The organism is Moorella glycerini, from assembly GCF_009735625.1.
Taxonomy (GTDB): domain Bacteria; phylum Bacillota; class DSM-521; order Neomoorellales; family Neomoorellaceae; genus Neomoorella; species Neomoorella glycerini.
In genome coordinates this window covers 2,430,386-2,446,365 of sequence record NZ_CP046244.1, presented here as the reverse complement: position 1 = coordinate 2,446,365, position 15,980 = coordinate 2,430,386, and the positions used below count along the sequence as shown (strand labels likewise).

The following is a 15,980-nucleotide window of genomic DNA, read 5'->3' as shown; positions in this document are numbered from 1 at the left end:
CCATCTCCGTTTTTTGGACAATAGTAAAATAAAATTACATTTAACCATGTCCCGCTAACGCTACGGCGCAAGTCCGCTCTTTTAACCGGGTTGGTACCACGCCGTCCAGGAACACCGGTTTCTTTATCCTATTGTTCCCGGCTGACGTTACGCTGCCATACTACCTGCGCCATGCTTAATTTTTCCCTGTACTGCCTTCCGGCAGTTCCAGGAGCCGCTGCAGGATCCGGGAAGCTTCGGCCAGCTCCCCTTCCCCACCACCATGGCGGTAGTTTTCCAGGTGCCTGACGGCTGCGGCCAGCTGCTCCCGCAGGGCGAGTTCCCGCTGCAGGTAACCCAGGCGGGCTTCATAATCCTCCAGGGCCTTGATCGCCCGCTGCAGACCGTCGTAGACAGCCTGCCGGCTGATCCCCTCTTCCTCAGCTATTTCCCCCAGGGAAAGGTCATGGTGGTAGTGGAGTTCCAGCCACTGCCTCTGCCTGGGGGTGAGAAGGGGGCCGTAAAAATCATAGAGGCGCGCCACCCGGGCCAGTTCATCAAGCATGAGTACCACCGAAAAGAATTATAGGGGACTTTCCTGGAGGTGTCAAGGGCAGGGCTTTGACACTAGATCATCCTGATGGCAAACTGCGGGCACACCTCGGTGCAGTAGCCGCAGAGCAGGCATTTGGCGCGGTTGATCCTGGCCTTGCCGTTAACTAAAGTTATGGCGTCGTTGGTACAGGCCTTCAGGCAGGCGCCGTCGCCGCTGCAGACGGTCTCCACCACGGCAAACTCCTTGGCGGCAATCTCTATTTTCCCCGGGTCTTCGCCGTTAAAGTAGCGCAGGTTGTAATCCACCTCCGCCTCGCTGACCATGCCTACGGCGACGGCGGCAATACCCGGTACCCGGCGGGCAAAGTCAATGGCCTCCTGGTAGTTGTCCAGCAGGTTGCCCCCGGCCAGGGCCTTCATCAGGTAAACTCCCTTGCCGGCAGCCACGGCCGCTGCGATGGCGGCCAGCATGTCTGCGCGGCTGCCGTCGATGATGCCCATGCCCTTGATATTTACCAGGGGAAAGATAACATCTATTTCTTTTTCGGTGGCCGCTTTCCGCACGGCCGCCACGCCGTGGGTGGAAATACCCACAGCCCCGATCAGCCCTTTCTCCCGCGCATCGAGGAGGCAGCGCAAAGCGCCCGACCTTTCCTCGAAAATTCGCTCCGTTGCCCGGGCGGCGTGCAGGTGGAAAATATGGATATAATCCAGTTCCAGCTTCTCCCGGGCCTCCTGGATCGCCCGCTCCATGTCCTCATAGGTGGCGGCAGTGGCCTTGGTGGCGATAATTAATTCACCGTCATAGGCGTGCACAGCCCTCCGGATTGGTTCATAGGTCTCGTATATTTGCGCTGTATCAATAAAATTAACCCCGCCCTCCAGGGCCCTTTTGATAATCCTGGTACAGGTGTCAACATCGAGGTTCTTCTGGCGCGGCCCCATGGGCAAAGCGCCGAAACACAGCTCGGAAACCTTCATCCCCGTATTACCCAGCTGGCGGTATTCCACAGGTTACTCCCCCCAAATTGAAGTTTGGAATTCAGGAAAGTCTTCTGGAAAAAACTATCTAGTGTTACCATTAAGTTTTATGTTAACAAAATAGGGTTTTAATGCTACAATAAAAATGCCATCAATTCCATCCTTTCTTCCACCAGATCGCCGAATTTCCTCGGTGGGAAACGGGGGAACCACTTTTAAGGGGTTAATCCCAGCACTCAGAAATCTGAGTGCTGGGTAGGGCCATCCTTGGTCCGCACCCGGCAGCTAACCTCGTAGGCGTGGAAGGAGGTGGAATTTTTTTTGCCCTTTACTGGTCCTCCTAATTACCTGGGCGTAAATTTCGCCAGCATCCAGGGTCTTTACTTCCCCGGCGGCCATGAGAATTTTCCCGTTTACAATCACCGTATCTACATCGCCCCCCCGGGCGGCATAAACCAGATTGGCTGCTACATCATGGGGCGGCATTAAGTGGGGCTGGTGCTTGTTTACCAGGATCAGATCGGCTTTTTTCCCGGCCTCCAGGGTGCCAATCTCCTTTTCCAGGCCCAGAGCCCTGGCGCCGTTCAGGGTGGCCATAACCAGGGCCTGGCGGGCGGGAACTACCGTGGGGTCACCGGTAATCCCTTTGGCCAGCAGGGCCGCCGTCCGGGTCTCAGCTACCATGTCCAGGTTATTGTTGCTGGCGGCACCGTCGGTACCGATGGCCACCGTCACGCCGGCGGCCAGCATCGCCGCCACCGGGGCCACGCCGCTGGCCAGCTTCAGGTTGCTCTCCGGGCAGTGGGCCACACCGACCTTTTTCTCGGCCAGGATGGCAATATCTTCCGTGGTCAGGTGGACGCAATGGGCGGCCAGGACCGGCAGGTCCAGCAGGCCCAGCTTGTCGACCAGGGCTACCGGGGTGGCCCCGTAACGGGCCTGGATATCTGCCACCTCTCCCTTCGTTTCCGCCAGGTGAATATGTATGCCCACCCCCAGGCCGGCTGCCGTCTCGGCTACTTTAGTAAGGTATTCCGGCGGGCAGGTGTAGGGGGCATGGGGCCCCAGCATGGTGGTCACGCGGCCGTCACCGGCGCCCTGCCACTCTTTTACCAGGCTGACGCCGGTTGCCAGGCGCTGGCCGCCGCTGTCCTGGAAGCCAATGAGACCCTGGCTGAGGCAGGCCCGCAGCCCGGCTTCCACCACTGCTTCGGCCACGGCATCCATGTGGAAATACATATCGGCAAAGGTGGTGGTGCCGGAGCGGATCATTTCCAGCAGGGCCAGCTTGGTGCCCCAGTAAATATCCTCCCGGTCGAGCTCTGCTTCCCGGGGCCAGATCTTTTCTTCCAGCCACTGCTTGAGGGGGAGATCGTCGGCGTAACTCCGCAGCAGGGTCATGGCCGCGTGGGTGTGGGCGTTGACCAGACCCGGAAGGGCCACCATATCCCCGGCCTCGATAACGGTATCCGCCTGCCAGCCTGGCGGCAGCCCTCCTGCCGGGCTGACATAATAAAGGCGGTCGTCATTAATGGCGATGACCCCCTCCTCAATTACCGGACCGCTAATTGGGACAATGGTACAATCCTTGATTAAAATTCTGCCCACAGTTATTCCTCCTTCTCCCCCGCCAGGCCGCTGAATAAGGCGGCGGCAAATTCCCGGGGTTGAAATTCTTTCAGATCGTCCAGGCCTTCGCCCAGGCCCACCAGCTTGACGGGGATGCCCATTTCAGCCGCAATGGCCAGGACCACGCCGCCTTTTGCCGTACCGTCGAGCTTGGTCAGGACGATACCGGTGACGCCCACCGCCTCGCTGAAGAGCCTGGCCTGGGACAGGGCATTCTGGCCGGTAGTGGCGTCCAGGACCAGGAGCACCTCATGGGGCGCCCCCGGCAGTTCCCGCTCCATGACCCGGCGGATCTTCTTTAGCTCTTCCATAAGATTGGTTTTAGTCTGCAGGCGGCCGGCCGTATCCACCAGGACCACGTCGGCGCGGCGGTTGCGGGCCGATTGTATAGCATCGTAAACTACAGCCGCCGGGTCTGCCCCGGCCTGGTGGCGGATTAAACTGGCCCCGGCCCGCCCGGCCCAGATGGCCAGCTGTTCGCCAGCCGCAGCCCGGAAGGTATCGGCTGCCGCCAGGATCACCTTTTTCCCTTCCCGGCCCAGCTGGTAGGCCAGCTTGCCGATGGTTGTCGTTTTCCCCGCGCCGTTGACCCCCACCACCAGGATCACCGTTGGCGGTGACGGCGCCCAGCTTAAACGGGGCGCCTCTTCCCCCAGCATCCGGGCGACTTCTTCCTCCAACAGGCTTCCTACTGCTGCCGGGTCGGTTATTTTGCGGTCCTTGATCTCCCGGCGCAGCCTCTCCACCAGTTCCATGCTGGTCCTGGCGCCGACATCGGCCGTCAGCAATATTTCCTCCAGCTCGTCAAAGAAATCGTCGTCCAGCCGGCTGCTGCCGGCCAGCAATGCACCCAGCCGCTGGGTCAAATTCTGCCGCGTCTTATTTAAACCCTCTTTAAGCTTGCTGAAAAGGCTCAATGGTAATCCCCCTTGCGCTAATATCAAAAGGCCTCACCCCTAATTTAACAGAGGCGAGGCCATTTGTCCAAGGTTTATTTAACGCTACCGCCGCTTATAGCCCACAAAAAAGTTTAGCGCTACCGCGTACTTAAATATCCCGCCGGTTAAAGCTGTAAACCGCCGCCGCCAGCAGGACCACAATATAGGCAACGGTATAAAGAAGCATCCAGTCGCTGGGGGTAGATTGACTGCCGAAGGGACCCAGCATCGACTGGGGATTGATAAAGTAGGGAACGTCCTGGCCGTTACCTACGGGCATCCGGTCCACTACCGTCGCCACCAGCCGCCGGTAGATGGCGTCCGCCGGCAGGATGAGGCTGGTGACCACGCCGGTATAAACGGCAGCGGTACTCTCCATCAGGGCGCCAATCTGTTCCATCATGCCCCCGACTACTGCTATGGCGTAGAGGGCGAAGGCCAGGACGCCGTTACCCAGGGTGGTGAGCCTGGTGGTCCCCAGCATGGTCACGGCCAGGAGGACCAGGGGTTCCAGGGTAAAGAGGCCCAGGGCCGGCGCCAGCCCGGGGATGACCAGGCCCGTCTGCCGGTATACCAGGCTGGCCAGGGCCAGGAAAAAGAGGGCGGCGTAGATAACCAGCATGGCCGCCAGGCCCAGGAATTTACCCAGGAGCAGGTCGCGGCGGGAGAGGGGTCGTACTGCCAGGGTGTACAGGGTGCCGTTTTCGATCTCCCCGGCAATGCTGCCTACGGCGGCCAGGATAGCCAGGCCGGCCACCAGGAAGCTGGCCAGGTAGATCCCCATGACAAAGAGGGTAATTGATTGCATCATGGCAAAGTAACTCCTGGCATTGGCAGCGGGATTGGCCGTATTCACCATGTCCCTGGCAATAAAGTGCAGGCCGGTACCGTAGAGGATCAGGAAGGCCAGGGTCAGGACGCCGGCCACCAGGACGACTTTCTTGCGCCAGGCTTCCCGGAAGGTAAAGGCGGCCATCAGCCACATACCTGCTCCCCCTCCCGTACCAGGTGGACGAAGACGTCCTCCAGGGAATTATGGCCGGGCGTCACTTCGTAGATGCGGCAACCCCCGGCCACCAGCCGGGCCACCAGATCGGCGATCTCCTCCTGGTCACCCAGGGCCAGGGTCAGCCGGTCAGCTTCCAGTTGCAGGTCCGGGTAACGACGGCGTAGTTCCGCCACCAGTTCTCCTGTCAGGCCATCCAACCTGATGGCGACCGTCGCCGGGCCGGACTGCAGTTCCACCAGCCGGCCGCTGGCCACCACCATGCCCCGGTTGATGATGGCCACCCGGTCGCAGACCTGTTCCACTTCGCTCAGTAGGTGGCTGTTTAAAAAGACGGTCTTGCCGGCCTCCTTCAGGGCCAGGAGGATTTGGCGCACCTGGCGGCGACCCAGGGGGTCCAGGGCCGAGGTGGGCTCGTCCAGGAAGACCACCCGCGGGTCGCCCACCAGGGCGGCAGCCAGGCCCAGGCGCTGCTGCATCCCCTTGCTGTAATTGGCCACCAGCTTCTGGCCCTCCCCGGCCAGGCCCACCAGTTCCAGGACCTCGGCGGCCCGTCGGCTGGCGGCCCTGCCGTCCAGGCCCGCCAGCCGGGCGTGAAAGGTTAAGAGCTCTTCCCCTTTGAGCCAGCCGTGGAGGCGGAAGTTCTCCGGTAAAAAACCCACCTGGCGCCGGCCCCTGATGTCCTGGGGTGAGTAGCCGGCCACCCGGGCCTCCCCGGCCGTGGGGTAGACCAGGCCCACCAGCATCTTCACCAGGGTGCTCTTGCCGGCGCCGTTGGGGCCTAAAAGGCCGAAGATCTGCCCTTCCTCCACGGAAAGGCAGATCTCCCGGCAGGCCGTTTGCCGGCCGTATACTTTGGTCAGGTTCCGGGCTTCAATAATGGCCATTACTTGACCTCCGCCGCTACCCGCAGGGCTTCTTCCAGGGGCAGGCCGCCGATGGCCCGCCAGCTGTTGCCCTGGCGCCAGGCCAGGATAACATTGCTGTTGTTGGTTGCACCATCACCGAAGTAGACTCCCTGGTTGCCGTTGACCGTGATCTCCCGCGCCAGCATATTCCTGGTCTCGGGGATGGGCAGGGTGTGCTGCCAGTCGTTGATGGCGGCCAGTTGCCGGCGCAAGCTTTCGGGCAAGAAAGGCAGGTTCAGCAGGGCCCGGCGCAGGGCGACCAGGTCGACGCCCTGGGGGGCGTCAATGGTCAGGTCGCGGGCGGCGTAAAGGGTAAAACCTTTGCCCGGCTGGCCATAGTCTGCTATGACCAGGGGCGGGATGCTTAAGGTGAAGGACTTGCCCGCCAGTTCGGCCGGCAGCAGGACGCCGCCGTGCTTCTGGAGGTAACTGTTAAGCTTCTCCACATCGGGGGTGAAGGTGATGGTCGGGGCCTGCTCAATGTATATGGCTACCCTTTCCCGCCCGGCCAGGGTGGCGGGCAGTTCCAGTTGTAAACCGCTGAGGGCTGCCGCTTGGTCCGGCTCCACCTGCTTCACCTTTAACTCTGCCTTATCTGGCTTTTGGACCTCTACCCGGCCGAAGTTCTTGATGTCCACCCCGCCCCCCTGGCCGTTAAAGAGTTCTTCCAGCTGGGCCATGTCCTCGGGGGTGATCTTGACCACCTGGATCTTTTCCATGCGGAAGATGTTCAGGAACTGGGCGGCCAGGCTGCGACCCGGGGCCCAGCTTAAGAAGACGGCCAGGGCCAGGACGGCCGCGGCCACACCGGAAAACCATTTGTGCTGCCGGAGCATGCTTCCTATCCCCTTTAGTTTAGTCAGGGGCTGGTAGCGGGAGGCCGCCGGCCCGGCCCGGGGCACCCTTAAAGGACGGGCTACAGCCTCCATCCCCTGCCGGTAGGCCTGCAGGGGTGCAGCCACGCCGGCGGCTAATTCCTCTAAAGCAGCCAGCCGCAGCCGGCAAGCGGCACACCCGGCCAGGTGGACCGCCAACCTGGCTGTCATGGCCGTATCCAGTTCCCCGTCAAGATAGGCCTGGAGAATTCCTTCTTCCGGACACATGGTCATCCCTCCCCTCCAGTTCCTTATACAGGGCGGCGAAGTGACGCCGGGCCCGGGCCAGGATGGTTCCCACTGAATTCTTATCCACCTGGATGACCGCGGCGATCTCGGCATAGCTGTGGCCCGCGTTCTTTAACAGCAGGCAGATGCGGTCCCGGGGCGGGAGCTTGGCCAGGCATTGATGGACCAGCCGGGCCTCCTGGCTGCGGATGACCGCTTCCTCCAGGGGGATAACGCCGGCCTCCTCCCTGACCTGGTTCTCCTCGCGGCGGCGGCGCCGCTCTTCGCCGCGGAGGTGGTTATAGGCCAGGTTGGCGGCCACCCGTAAGAGCCAGCCACCCAGGTTGCTATTATCCCGGGGCGGCTGGTGGTACAGCTTGAGGAAGACCTCCTGGGTCAGGTCCTCGGCCGCCGCCCGCTCCCCCAGGAGATAATAGAGCCGCCGGTACACCAGGGGATAGTAGCTCTGAAACAGGGCCTCGAATTCAGCGGGTTTGATGACCCATTCCTCCCTTGCAACCCCTGCTATAACTATAACACCACCGGGGGAGGTTCTGTGACAGGGAATCTGTTACTAATGTAAGAGTCCAGGTTTCTAGTTGTGATATTAATATTCGTTACTAACGATCTGGCGCAGGCCGAACTTTTCAAAAGTAAAGCGGGCATCAAAGGCCAGGGCTTCTTCTATACCCAGGCTCTCCATTATCGCAAAACTGGTACAGTCAGTAAAGGAAAAATCCTGGTCTTTAAATTCCAGGAAGATTTCTAACGCCCTGGATAAAAAATCAGGGGCCACAAAGATTATTCTGGCTGCTTTTTCACTCAGCAGTTCCTCGGCCAGGGTAGCTGCCACCTGGTGGTTCTTCAGCCGGACTCGGGTCAGGGTGATCGCTTCGTCAATAACGTAATCAGAAGTATAGCACACAACTTTGCCGGCCAGGTTTTGAAAGAAACGCACAGCATCCTGGTGATGGGCATCATTTTTATTTTTCAGGGCATACCAGGCCCCTGTATCAATAAAAACCTTCTTCATCGATACAATACCTCATGATGGTGGACTGCTTCTGCGGGACCGGCTACTGCCCCCCGGGCCATTCCCAGGGCACCCCTTGCCTGGGCCAGAGACAGTTCTTCTTGTTTTTCTTCAATCAAGTGACGAACAACTGCGGAGATACTTATCTTTTTTAAACGTGCTTGTTCTAAAAGAAAGCGATGCTGTTCTTCCTGCAAAAGTATCTGGGTACGTATCATATTTACACCTCCCAGGGATAATTACACACTTACATTATATGGTACCGTAAAAATATATGCAAGTTTATCATCAGGGGACCAGTGCTGACGCATGAAAATATATAAAGACAAAGTTCAGGGACCAAAATCAGGCGAACGAACAGTGAGAACTCAAAAAGGGGAGGTAGGTACCCTCTATAAACGATAAAAAAGCTCCGAACAGGAAAAAAGAGGGGTAAAATTGAGTACAGCAAAGCAAGCCATCTTTATGTAAGCGGCTATAAGCTACTTGAAGGTAAAGAATTAAGTTGTCGCTGACGCAGAGATTAAAGTTTCAAAAGGCCAAGCGTATTCTGGGCGGCTTAGTGCAGAGAGCCAACAATTGGTCGCGATCAATCCAGGGGTTGCTCCAAGTCTCCCGGAGGAACTTAAGGGTTCCCCTGAAGCCCAATTGTCGAACTTTCTCCACCAGGGCTTCCGTATGTAGTGTCAAGATATTTAACAGATGTCCCAGGTGCATAAGCAAATGCCAGTTTTTCATTGCCGTCCAGTTCAGAGAGAAAGCATGTTCATACTGATAACCTTGATGTTTTTCTACCAGGATATTTTCTTCAATGTTCCAGCGGTGGCGGGCCCCATGATTGCAGCGGGCGATGATATTCTTTTTGGTGAAAGGTCGCGAGGATACCCAGGCCCAATGGGCTTCCTTTTTTTCGCCTTTCTCTTCCCACGTCTCTGTACATCCCGCTACATGAATTTTGAACCGCCGCCAGGCTCCGGAAGCCTCCTGGAACTCATAGTCGATATCGTTGGCCCACCAGAAGTTTTGCTCTCTGTTCCCCCAATGATACTTGAGTTTCTGGTCCTTTTCCAGTTTTCTAAGGCCTCCCGCCTCTTCCCAGACACTTTTCAGGCGGTCCTGGGGTAGGATAAACATAAAGTCCAGATGTAATTGGCGGCACAGGGCCATCATGGGTCCATTGGCGTACAGGCCATCGGCTACTACCATGATACGTAGCTTGGGAAAGGCTTTGCGCAGGCGTGTCAGCAGCCTTTTGCCGGCTTTTAGTTCGCAATCCTGCTTGGTGAAGGCCTCTTTTTCCCCTATAGGGTTCTCGCAGAACTCGGTGAGCAGGGGGATGGTTACCCCCTGGGGACCGACCAGAACTGCTTCTACCGTATAGGCAATATATGATACCTCTTCCCCATGTTGCCGGTGGAGGGCTTCTTCAGCAAAAGGTAAACTGCGCACCAACTTCTGGGTCCCATCAACGGCTATGATATAATGCTTTTCTACCAGTAAGGCCTGCAGCCGGCGGTTGCGCAGCAGTCGTTTGATGGTTTGTATCAGCACTTCTTCTAACTGCTCCGGATTGATCTTTGCCAGCAGACGATTAACGGTGTCCATATGAGGGATAGTGTCAATCTCCGGAAAAACCTCCCGCAATAGCTCCCAAAAGACGGGCCGGGTCAGTTCCCGGTTGGCTTCCCTCCTGGAGTTATAGGCGAAGACGAAGAGAAATAGCCCAAAGGTCAACAGGACAGTCAGTTTATGCTTAATACTCTGGGGACGGCGGGGGTCGGGTATGCGCGCGAATTTCTCGAGCAATACTGGTAGATACGCCCGCCATACTGGTAGCTGCGCTGCTAAAGCCCCTTGCCGGTCGTCTTTCTCTTCTTGGCTGGTGGCATAGGCGCTTTTACAAGTGGGCAGGGTAGACGGGTGGATGGACCCGGGATGCCGTAAGGCCATGCTTATTCCCCTCCCTCGTCCAGGGTTTCTTCAACAGGCTCCGGGAAGGGTTCCACCAGCCGCCGGCGCCAGTCCCGTACCAGGGGATATACCCAGATTGTTTTAACCGTGACGGCATATTGCTTAAAGGCGTCCTGGCGGCCTCGACCTGCGGTTTCGCCAATTTTAATCCAGTTGGCCGCCCGGTAACAGGTGCCCTGATACTCGGGTTCAACAAAGGTTTCTAATAAAACCGGTTCATAACCATAGCGTTCCCGCCAGTCCGCCCGAATGCGCCGCGCTACCAGGGAAAGGGAGTGGCTGGCTAGATGGGGAATGTGCACCTCCGGCAGAATCAAAAAGCGGTTGTTGTTGACTATACGCGGGCGATAGCGCCGGCGTTCCTCAGCTGTCCAGCCAATCCACTTATCCCGCGCCGCCACCGCCTTGGCAGCAGCTCCAAACAACATCGCCCCTACTATCTCCCGGCCTCTCACTCCCTTTACCCTAATCCAATACCGCTGTTGCGCCCCGATGGCCCGCAGATACCCTAAAGGATGGTAAGCCGCCATGGTGGCGTTCCAGTCCGCCCTCTCTAAAGGGGTGACCGGATCTATGGTAACCGGCGCCACTTCTTGAAGTTTAGCCTTAAGCCGGGTCTGTATCACAGTTCCCAGTCGCTCCCCGCCGACTTGGCGTACCTTATTCTTTTGCAGCGGTGGTAAGGTAATGACCCCTTTTTGTTCTAATTCCAGCAGCAGCTTTCTGCAGGCTTCCATCTTTAATCGTCCGTTCGGGGCCTTCCAAGGCAAATTCTCGCATATGGTCGCCGCGATCTCTTCACGGCTTAAATGGAAAAATTCCTTTACTGTAATACGTATTAAGTTGATATCCGCCTGGGTAAACTCTCGGTCGCCAATCGAAAAAGGCACGTCCATCTGAAATTTCACCTCGCTACTTTCCCAAGGCCATTATCTCAGATCGGCTCGTGCCTGTCCAGTCCTATTTGCGATAAATTTTTTTCGAAACCTGTTATTTATTCAGGCGTCGCAAAGCCTTCTTTGTTGATGCGTCAGCACTGTCAGGGGACTTCCTTGCCGTTGATGTTGGCGGGGATACCCCCCGGGGATGGCGTTTCCGCACCGCTTATCAATGAGCCCCAATATTTTTACGCCGGCAGTTGTTCCAGCCGCACCGAAACCAGGCGGGAGACGCCCTGTTCCGTCATGGTCACACCGTAAAGGACGTCGGCAGCAGCCATGGTGCCCTGGCGGTGGGAGATGACGATAAACTGGGTCTGGGCGGCAAACTGGCGCAACAACCGGGCAAAGCGCTCCACATTGGCTTCATCCAGGGCCGTATCCACCTCATCAAAGATACAGAAGGCGCTGGGTTTGACCTTTAACAGGGCGAAGATAAAAGCTACCGCCGTCAGGGCCTTTTCCCCGCCCGAGAGAAGGGCCAGGTGCTGAAGTTTCTTACCCGGCGGCCGGGCAACGATCTCCAGGCCAGCGGCCAGGATATCCTGGCTACCGGTCAGTTCCAGGCGGGCCTCACCGCCATCGAAAAGTTCCTGGAATATGGCGGCAAAGTGTTCCTGGACCGCGGCCAGGGTAGCTTTGAGCTGCCTGGCCATTAATCGTTCCATCTCGTTAATTACCTGGTGCAAGGCCGCCCGGCCTCCCTCCAGGTCCTGCTTCTGCTGCTCCAGTTCATCAACGCGGGCCTTTAAGCGTTCGTAAGCCGCCATGGCCCCGGGGTTAACTTCCCCTAAGCTTAACAGTCTTTCCTTTACGAGTTCCCGTACAGCCGCTGCTCTTTTTTGCAGGTGCGGGCGGGGTTTTTGTAATTCCGCCTCCCACCGCGGGCCAAAACGTTCCTCCAGTTCGGCGAGACCGGCGGCCAGGGCCGTTTCCAGGCGGGCTAAATTGATCTCTTCCTGCTGCCGGCGGGCAAGCAGTTTATCTTTTTGCGCCTGTAACCTATCCTGTTCCCGGGCCAGTTCTTCCTGTTTATCAACCCGGGCAGAGGTCTCGTCTTCCAGGCGCGTCAAGCCTGCCATGGCCTGCTGGCAGGCCCCCTGGAGCCAGTCCTCTTCCCCGGCCAGCTTTTCCAGGTTAGCTTTAAGCTCATTTTCCAGGGCAACTGCCGTCGCCCTCCTGGCAGCCAGTTCTTCCTGTTGCCGCTGCCAGTTTTCCTGCTGCCGGGCCAGTTCCCTTTCCCGGAGATTTAACTGTTCCCGGGCGTTGACCAGGGCCTGAAGGCGGGCTTCATTGACTGCCAGTTCCTGCCGGCAGGTAGCGAGATGCTGCTGGCCGGCCGCCCCTCGCTCCTGGAGACCGCTCAACTGGCGGTTTAGCTCACCTTCCAGGGCTTCCAGCCGGGCCAGGAGTTCTTGCTTTTCCGCCCGCTCTTTGCCCAGGTCCAGGGAACCGCTAGTGCCCTGGACCAGTTCTTCCTCCAGGACGGCAATCTTTTCTTCCAGGCGGGCCAGGTCTTCTTTGCGCTCGCTCAGGCGCTGCAGTAAATTATGGAGCTGGCTCCGGCAGGTAAGAATCCCTTCCGTCACCTGGTGGTACTCCTGCCGGTTCCCGGCCAGCATCTTTTGCAGCTGTTCCTGCTGCTCCTGGCCCTTTTTTATTCTGGCTACCAGGTTAGCCAGTTCGGCCTCACCCTGCTGGATAGCCAGGCGCCGCTGGAGATAACCGCCCTGCTGCCTGGCCACCCCGCCCGTCACCGGTCCCCGGGGCTGGATTACTTCCCCTTCCAGGGTGACCAGGCGCACAGGTGGTCGCAGGCGCTCCCCCAGGGCCAGGGCGCGGCGGATGTCGGCTACAATCAGGATCTGCCCCAGGAGATACTCCACCGCCGGCCGTACTTCAGTCTCGCATTGGACCAGGCCGGCCGCTATCCCCAGGACGCCGGGTTCCTTTAAGACCCAGCTGGCCCAGGCCGGCCAGCGGCGCGGCTCCAGCCAGGCCAGGGGTAAGATGGTGGCCCGTCCCCGGCCCCGGGCTTTAAGGAACTGGATAACCGCTTCCGCCTCGGCCGCCGTCCTTACCAGGATTTGTTGGGCCGCCCCGCCCAGGGCCACTTCCACGGCCTGGGTGAGTTCGGCCGGTACCGCCAGCTTTTCCACCACTACTCCCAGGACACCGGCACAGGCAGCTTCACCCCTGCTCCTGGCCTGCAGGATAAACTTCACGCCTTCGGCGAAACCTTCATAGTCGGCCTGGGATTGACGTAAAACCTTTAGCTGTACGGCCAGGGCACGTTGACGTTCCTTCCAGCCGGCCAGTTCCTTTTCGCGGGTGGCCAGCTCAGCCTCCTTTAGCTGCATCTCCATTTCCAGGCCGGCCTTTTTCCCTTCCAGTCTTTTTAATTCCTCTTCCAGCTGCTGCAGTTGTTCCTGACCGGCCTGCAGGTGGTCCAGTAAATGCTCCCTTTCCTTTTGCCATTCCTGGAGCTGGCGCCGTTTTTGCTCTAAAAGCCGCTCTACAGCCGTCTGTTTTTCCTCCAGGCGCACCAGTTCATTATGACAGCCGGCCCGTTCATGGGCTACTTGAAAGAGGTTGCTCCTTACTTTTTCAATCTCTGCGGCCAGCTCCCGGGCTTCCGCCTGGAGTTTTTCCTGCTCCTCCCGGCCTTTTATTATCTCCTGCTCCAGCCGGGCCTGCTCCTGAATGTTCTCCTCCCTTTCCCGGGCCAGCGCAGCCAGGGCGGCTGCCAGACTGGCTTTTTCCTCTTCCAGGTGCCGCTGCCGGGTAGAGTCTTCCTCCTGCTGCCGGGCCAGCTCAGCCAGCTTTTCCCGGACCAGGTTTATTTCCCCCCGGGTTCTGACCAGCTGTTCCCTTAAACTTTGCAGTTCCGCCTGGTAACGTTGCCTCTCGGCCTGGTGCCTCTGCTGCTCTTCCTGCAGTTCCCTGGCTTTTGCCTGGAGCTGCTGTTCTAAAGCCTTCAGTTCCTCCATGGCAGCCGTCAGGGCCTGTAAACGTTCCTGGCTGCGCTGCTGGCGACGCCTGGTTTCTTCCATTTCTCCGGCCTTGAGGAGCAGTTCCACGAGATTTAAAAGCCGGCTTAATTTCTGGTAACGCCGGGCCCGGGCTGCTTCTGCAGCCGCCGGTCCCAGCTGTTCCTTTAGCTCGCCGATTAAATCATGTAAGCGTAATAAATCTTGCTCAACACCTTCCAGGCGCTGCTCCGCTTCTTTTTTGCGCCACCGGTAGCGGGCAATGCCGGCCGCCTCCTCGAGCACTGCCCGCCGCTCCTCCGGCCGGGCGGAGAGGATCTCTTCCAGGCGGCCCTGGCCGACAATGGCCAGGCTCCCCCGGCCGGAACCGGTATCTAAGAACAGCTCCTGGATATCCCGCAACCGGCAGGGAACCTTGTTGATATAATACTCGCCCTCGCCGGAGCGAAAAAAACGCCGCGTCACGGCTATTTCCTCAAACTCCAGGGGCAGGCTGCCGTCGCTGTTATCGAGGTGTAAAGTTACTTCCGCCATACCCACCGGCCGCCGTTTCTCACTGCCGGCAAAGATCACATCGTCCATGCGCGCCCCGCGTAAAGTCCTGGCGCTCTGTTCGCCCAGGACCCAGAGGATGGCATCGGCAATGTTGCTCTTGCCGCTGCCGTTGGGGCCGACAATGGCCGTCACCCCGGGGCCAAACTCCAGTCTCACCCGGTCGACAAAGGTCTTGAAACCCTGGATCTCAACACCCTTTAGATACATTTTTGCCTCCAAAAATAAATAAAGAAAACTGCTCGGAGAGCAGTTTGCCGTTACCCTTAGCGGGGTTCGACAATAAATTTAATTGCGGTTCTTTCTTCACCATTGATGTTAATTTCCGCAAAAGCAGGAATCATTACCAGGTCGATGCCATTGGGGGCAATAAAACCCCGGGCAATGGCAATGGCCTTGACGGCCTGGTTAACTGCTCCTGCCCCTACGGCCTGGACTTCGGCCTTACCGTATTGACGGAAGACGGCTGCCAGGGCTCCAGCTACGGCTTTGGGATTGGACTGGGCCGAAACCTTTAGGACCTCCATTGCTTCCTCCTCCCTATCTTTACCGCCCTTTAAACCCATATGTTATTCGACATGAGAGGCACCAATTCCTTCCTGAAAGAATGGACTGAAAAAATTAAATTGCAAATTAACCCTGGATCTTTATTAATGCCAGGGCGGCCCGGGCGGCTTCCTGTTCGGCCTCTTTCTTGCTGTGCCCTTCGCCGGTAGCCAGGAGGCGGTTCCGGAAAAATACGCCGGCCTTATATTGCTTGGCGTGGTCCGGCCCCCATTCCTCCAGGATTTTATAGGTCACATTGTCCGGTCCCCTTTGCTGGATTAATTCCTGCAGGGCCGACTTGCTGTCAATGACGCCGGTATCCTTGAGTATTTCCAGGGCAGGGGTAAAGATTTGCAGGATAAAATCCTGAGCTATTTTTAACCCCCCGGCCAGGTAGAGGCTACCAATTACTGCCTCCAGGGCATCGGCCAGGTTGGAGGGCCGCTGGCGACCCCCGCTAATTGCTTCTCCCTGCCCCAGGAGAAGCAATTCCCCCAGGTTGATCTGCCGGGCGACTTTAGCAAGGCTCGCCTCACAGACAATGGCCGCCCGCATGCGGGTCAAATCCCCTTCCGGCAGGTGGGGAAATTCCCGGTAAAGATAGGTAGCAATCACCAGCCCCAGGACGGCATCGCCCAGGAACTCCAGCCGCTGGTTGTCGTGGGGCAGCTGGTGTTCATAGGCGTAGGTAGGATGGGTCAGGGCCGTATTGAATCCTTCCAGGTCGTCAATATCCAGGTGAAAACGGCGCAAAAACTGTTGCAGCTGCTCCCGTCTTTTGTTATCCAAATTTTTTTCCCTGCCTTATACGGAATAGAAGTCAGAGGCAAGAAGTCGGAAGTCGGAATTCT

The 15,980-nt window shown here is 58.2% G+C and carries 15 protein-coding genes and 1 riboswitch; all 15 genes read right to left on the bottom strand.

The annotated features are described in order from the left end of the window. Window positions 1-175: 175 nt before the first annotated feature. The 15 genes from ylxM to rnc all read right to left on the bottom strand — a co-directional run bounded on the left by ylxM (window position 176) and on the right by rnc (window position 15,918). The gene (gene ylxM / locus MGLY_RS12160) at window positions 176-544 is read right to left on the bottom strand and encodes a YlxM family DNA-binding protein (RefSeq protein ID WP_156274200.1); all 369 of its coding nucleotides are present in this window, start codon (window positions 542-544) and stop codon (window positions 176-178) included. A gap of 62 nt (window positions 545-606) precedes the next feature. After that, window positions 607-1,545: an aldo/keto reductase gene (locus MGLY_RS12155; RefSeq protein WP_156274198.1), complete on the bottom strand. Its 939-nt coding sequence runs from the start codon at window positions 1,543-1,545 to the stop codon at window positions 607-609. 138 nt (window positions 1,546-1,683) lie between these two features. Beyond that, window positions 1,684-1,830: riboswitch (cyclic di-AMP (ydaO/yuaA leader) on the top strand. Further along, complete coding sequence (locus MGLY_RS12150; protein WP_156274196.1) at window positions 1,801-3,123, bottom strand: amidohydrolase; 1,323 nt, start codon at window positions 3,121-3,123, stop codon at window positions 1,801-1,803. It overlaps the preceding riboswitch by 30 nt. A 2-nt stretch (window positions 3,124-3,125) precedes the next feature. Beyond that, the gene (gene ftsY / locus MGLY_RS12145; protein WP_156274194.1) at window positions 3,126-4,061 is read right to left on the bottom strand and encodes a signal recognition particle-docking protein FtsY; all 936 of its coding nucleotides are present in this window, start codon (window positions 4,059-4,061) and stop codon (window positions 3,126-3,128) included. A gap of 130 nt (window positions 4,062-4,191) precedes the next feature. Beyond that, window positions 4,192-5,067 (bottom strand): ABC transporter permease, encoded by an 876-nt coding sequence (locus MGLY_RS12140; protein ID WP_156274192.1) that lies wholly within the window; start codon window positions 5,065-5,067, stop codon window positions 4,192-4,194. Further along, window positions 5,058-5,975 carry an ABC transporter ATP-binding protein gene (locus tag MGLY_RS18560; RefSeq protein WP_156274190.1) on the bottom strand — a complete coding sequence of 306 codons (918 nt, stop codon included), beginning with the start codon at window positions 5,973-5,975 and terminating at the stop codon, window positions 5,058-5,060. The genes MGLY_RS12140 and MGLY_RS18560 overlap by 10 nt, the downstream gene beginning before the upstream one ends. Further along, window positions 5,975-7,099: an anti-sigma factor family protein gene (locus tag MGLY_RS12130; protein ID WP_156274188.1), complete on the bottom strand. Its 1,125-nt coding sequence runs from the start codon at window positions 7,097-7,099 to the stop codon at window positions 5,975-5,977. The genes MGLY_RS18560 and MGLY_RS12130 overlap by 1 nt, the downstream gene beginning before the upstream one ends. Next, window positions 7,062-7,574, bottom strand: coding sequence for an RNA polymerase sigma factor SigX (locus MGLY_RS12125; RefSeq protein WP_156274186.1), 513 nt, complete (start codon window positions 7,572-7,574; stop codon window positions 7,062-7,064). Before MGLY_RS12125 ends, MGLY_RS12130 begins: the two co-directional genes overlap by 38 nt. A gap of 132 nt (window positions 7,575-7,706) precedes the next feature. Beyond that, a complete protein-coding gene (locus tag MGLY_RS12120) occupies window positions 7,707-8,132 on the bottom strand; it encodes a type II toxin-antitoxin system VapC family toxin (protein WP_156274184.1) in 426 nt (141 codons plus the stop codon). After that, on the bottom strand, window positions 8,129-8,350 hold the full coding sequence (locus MGLY_RS12115; RefSeq protein WP_156274182.1) for a hypothetical protein: 222 nt from the start codon (window positions 8,348-8,350) through the stop codon (window positions 8,129-8,131). The genes MGLY_RS12120 and MGLY_RS12115 overlap by 4 nt, the downstream gene beginning before the upstream one ends. Window positions 8,351-8,663: 313 nt before the next feature. Beyond that, window positions 8,664-10,082 (bottom strand): transposase family protein, encoded by a 1,419-nt coding sequence (locus tag MGLY_RS12110; RefSeq protein ID WP_156272927.1) that lies wholly within the window; start codon window positions 10,080-10,082, stop codon window positions 8,664-8,666. 2 nt (window positions 10,083-10,084) lie between these two features. Beyond that, on the bottom strand, window positions 10,085-10,999 hold the full coding sequence (locus tag MGLY_RS12105; protein WP_156274180.1) for a Druantia anti-phage system protein DruA: 915 nt from the start codon (window positions 10,997-10,999) through the stop codon (window positions 10,085-10,087). 230 nt (window positions 11,000-11,229) lie between these two features. Then, window positions 11,230-14,793: a chromosome segregation protein SMC gene (smc, locus tag MGLY_RS12100; RefSeq protein ID WP_156274178.1), complete on the bottom strand. Its 3,564-nt coding sequence runs from the start codon at window positions 14,791-14,793 to the stop codon at window positions 11,230-11,232. Between the two features lie 56 nt (window positions 14,794-14,849). Beyond that, window positions 14,850-15,110 carry a stage V sporulation protein S gene (locus tag MGLY_RS12095; protein ID WP_054937431.1) on the bottom strand — a complete coding sequence of 87 codons (261 nt, stop codon included), beginning with the start codon at window positions 15,108-15,110 and terminating at the stop codon, window positions 14,850-14,852. Between the two features lie 106 nt (window positions 15,111-15,216). Then, complete coding sequence (gene rnc / locus MGLY_RS12090; RefSeq protein ID WP_156274176.1) at window positions 15,217-15,918, bottom strand: ribonuclease III; 702 nt, start codon at window positions 15,916-15,918, stop codon at window positions 15,217-15,219. Window positions 15,919-15,980: the final 62 nt, after the last annotated feature.